This is a genomic window from Pengzhenrongella frigida, from assembly GCF_004168625.1.
GTDB classification, from domain to species: Bacteria; Actinomycetota; Actinomycetes; order Actinomycetales; family Cellulomonadaceae; genus Pengzhenrongella; species Pengzhenrongella frigida.
The window spans coordinates 1-2,778 of the sequence record NZ_SDWW01000095.1 but is presented as its reverse complement, the minus strand read 5'-3'; the positions used below and the strand labels follow the sequence as shown (position 1 = coordinate 2,778).

Below are 2,778 nucleotides of genomic sequence, written 5' to 3'. Positions count from 1 at the left end.
GGGTGGTTGCCTTCCGGGACCAGCCACCGTCTCGCGCCGTGAGGCACTGCGGTGTCCGTTCCTCCCTGCTGGGCAACGTTGAGAACAGTACGCAGCCGGGGCCCGACCGTCAAATCACGCCCCGGGTGCCTCACCTGGCCTCCCGGCCATGGCCCGGTGCCGGCAGCAGCTAGCGCCCCGCGTCGACCACCGCGAGCGTGCGCTTGCCGCGACGGAGCACCGCCCAGCGACCGTGCAGGAGGTCACCGGCTTCGAGGGCTGCGGCCTCGTCGGTGATCTTGACGTTGTTGACCGAGGCCCCGCCTTCGGCGATCGCCCGCCGGGCGGCGGCCTTGCTCGTCACGACGCCCGTGGCGGCAAACAGGTCCGCGAGGAGGTCGCCGGCGCTGCCCGCCGCGGTCGGGAGCTCGGCCACGGCCGCCGCCGTCGTCGGCTCGTCGAGGTCGTGCAGGTCTCCCCGGCCGAACAGGGCCGCGCTGGCCGCGACGACCTTGTCTGCCGCGGCGGCGCCGTGGACGAGGGCGGTCACGTCGTACGCGAGGGCACGCTGGGCGGCACGCGCTGCGGGTCGTTCCTCGACCGCTCGCTCGAGCTCGCCGATCTCGTCCCGCGTACGGAACGTGAAGATCTTGAGGTACCCCGTCACGTCGGCATCGTCGGCGTTGAGCCAGAACTGGTAGAAGGCGTACGGGCTGGTCAGCTCGGGATCGAGCCAGATGGTGCCCGTCTCGGTCTTGCCGAACTTGGTGCCGTCCGCCTTGGTGATCAGCGGCGTGGTGAGCGCGTGCACGGACGCCTGCTCGACCTTGCGGATCAGCTCGACCCCGGACAGCAGGTTCCCCCACTGGTCGTTGCCGCCGGTCTGCAGGCTCGCGCCGTAGCGCCGGTGCAGCTCGAGGTAGTCCATCCCCTGCAGGATCTGGTAGCTGAACTCGGTGAAGCTGATGCCCTGCTCGCTGTTCAGGCGGCGGGCGACGGTGTCTTTGGCGAGCATCGTGCCCAGCCGGTAGTGCTTGCCGACGTCGCGCAGGAAGTCGATCGCCGACATGGGCGCGGTCCACTCGAGGTTGTTGACCATGCGTGCGGCCGCGGGCCCGTCGAAGTCGAGGAGCGGTTCGATCTGGCGCCGGATCCGGTCCACCCAGTCGGCCACCACGTCCGGCGGGTTGAGCGTGCGCTCCCCCACCATCTTCGGGTCGCCGATCAGGCCGGTCGCTCCGCCGACGAGGGCGAGCGGCTTGTGCCCCGCCAGCTGCAGGCGGCGCACCGTGAGGATCTGGACGAGGTTGCCGATGTGCAGGCTCGGTGCGGTGGGGTCGAAACCGCAGTAGAGCGTGACCGGAGCGGCGCCCAGAGCGGCGCGCAGCGCCTCGACGTCCGTGGTCTGGGCGACCAGCCCGCGCCACTGCAGTTCGTCCAGGACGTCACTCACGTAGATCCTCCTCGTCGTGCGGCCGCCGGAGGCGATCCGGAGGTGTCGGGGCGAGTCTGCCGTACCGCGCGACGCGCCCGAGAATCCGGTGCCGGTCGGTACGCCGACACGGTGGGGTCACCGGCCAGCCAGAATCGCCACGGGAACAGGGCGGCGTCGGCCCCCGGGCCACGGATCCCCACGCGGGGACCGCTCTCGACCGCGGCGGGGTGCGGCTCACCCGCGGGGAGCGGCTCACCCGCGGGGAGCGGGACGCGCACGACGACGACGCCGTTCGGGTCGACCAGGTCGGTCCCGTCCTGCGCGAGGTCGATCCCGAGCGCGACGGCGAGCCGGGCCGGGCCGCGGGCGAGGTCGCGCTCCGACCGCACCACCCCCGCGCGCTGGCGCCTCGTGCGCGCCAGGTCGACGCCCTCGGTCACCTCTCCCGCCCGTAGCAGGACCGCCGAGGCCTGGCCGACCGGGCCGCACACGGTGTTGATGCAGAGGTGGATCCCCAGATGCCGGTACACGTACAGGTGTCCGGGTTCGCCGAACATCGTCGCGTTCCGCGCGCTGGGTCCGCGGAACGCGTGGGAGGCGGGGTCCGCCGCACCACGGTAGGCCTCGACCTCGGTCACCCGCACCGTGACGACACCCTCGTCGGTGGTGGTGGTGACCCGGGCGCCGAGGAGGCCGCGGGCGACGTCGAGCACGTCCCGATCGAACCAGTCGCGTGCGGGCACCGTCCCCACCGCCGGACCGGCCAGCACCTGCGGCCGGCCCCAGTCGGCCGAGGCGACGACGACGTCGGCCCGCGCCCGGGTGCCGTCGGCGGCGAAGTGCGCGTCCTCGTCCCTCATCCACGCCACCAGGTGCGGGCGCACGTCCTCACCGTCGCGCGCGATCCAGCGCGCGAGGCGGACCTCGGGCGGGGCCTCCACCCAGATCCGGAGCACGGCGACGTCGTCGACCTCGCGGCGTGCGGACCCGCAGCCCTCCAGGACGAGCACGTCCGCGACCGGGACGTCGTGCCACCGGGAGAACTCCTGCGCGGTCCAGTCGTAGCTCTGGTACGCACCGGGACGGCCCGCGGCCAGGGGCTCCAGGACGCCGCTGCGGAGCCGGGGCCACATCCCGGCGAGCCCGCCCCAGCCCTCGAGGAAGTCGTCCGCGTGCAGCACCTGGGCGCCCAGAGCGATCCCGAGCAGGCGCGCCAGCGTGGTCTTGCCGGATCCGGCCGGACCATCGATGCACACGAGGCGGACCGGGCCGAGCCGGGGGGCGCCGGCCCGCACCCGCGCGGCCAGCTGGTCGACCAGCCCGTCGACCGGCCCGGCCGGCCGATCGCGCGCGGCCGGCCGAAC

Annotated in this window: 2 protein-coding genes; both read right to left on the bottom strand. The window is 73.7% G+C overall.

Annotation, left to right across the window (positions count from 1 at the left end; translation table 11 throughout):
* Nucleotides 1-169: 169 nt before the first annotated feature.
* Nucleotides 170-1,432, bottom strand: coding sequence for a tyrosine--tRNA ligase (gene tyrS, locus EUA98_RS19390; protein ID WP_130104320.1), 1,263 nt, complete (start codon nucleotides 1,430-1,432; stop codon nucleotides 170-172).
* The gene (locus EUA98_RS19385; RefSeq protein WP_242511736.1) at nucleotides 1,429-2,181 is read right to left on the bottom strand and encodes a DNA-3-methyladenine glycosylase; all 753 of its coding nucleotides are present in this window, start codon (nucleotides 2,179-2,181) and stop codon (nucleotides 1,429-1,431) included. The genes tyrS and EUA98_RS19385 overlap by 4 nt, the downstream gene beginning before the upstream one ends.
* Nucleotides 2,182-2,778: the final 597 nt, after the last annotated feature.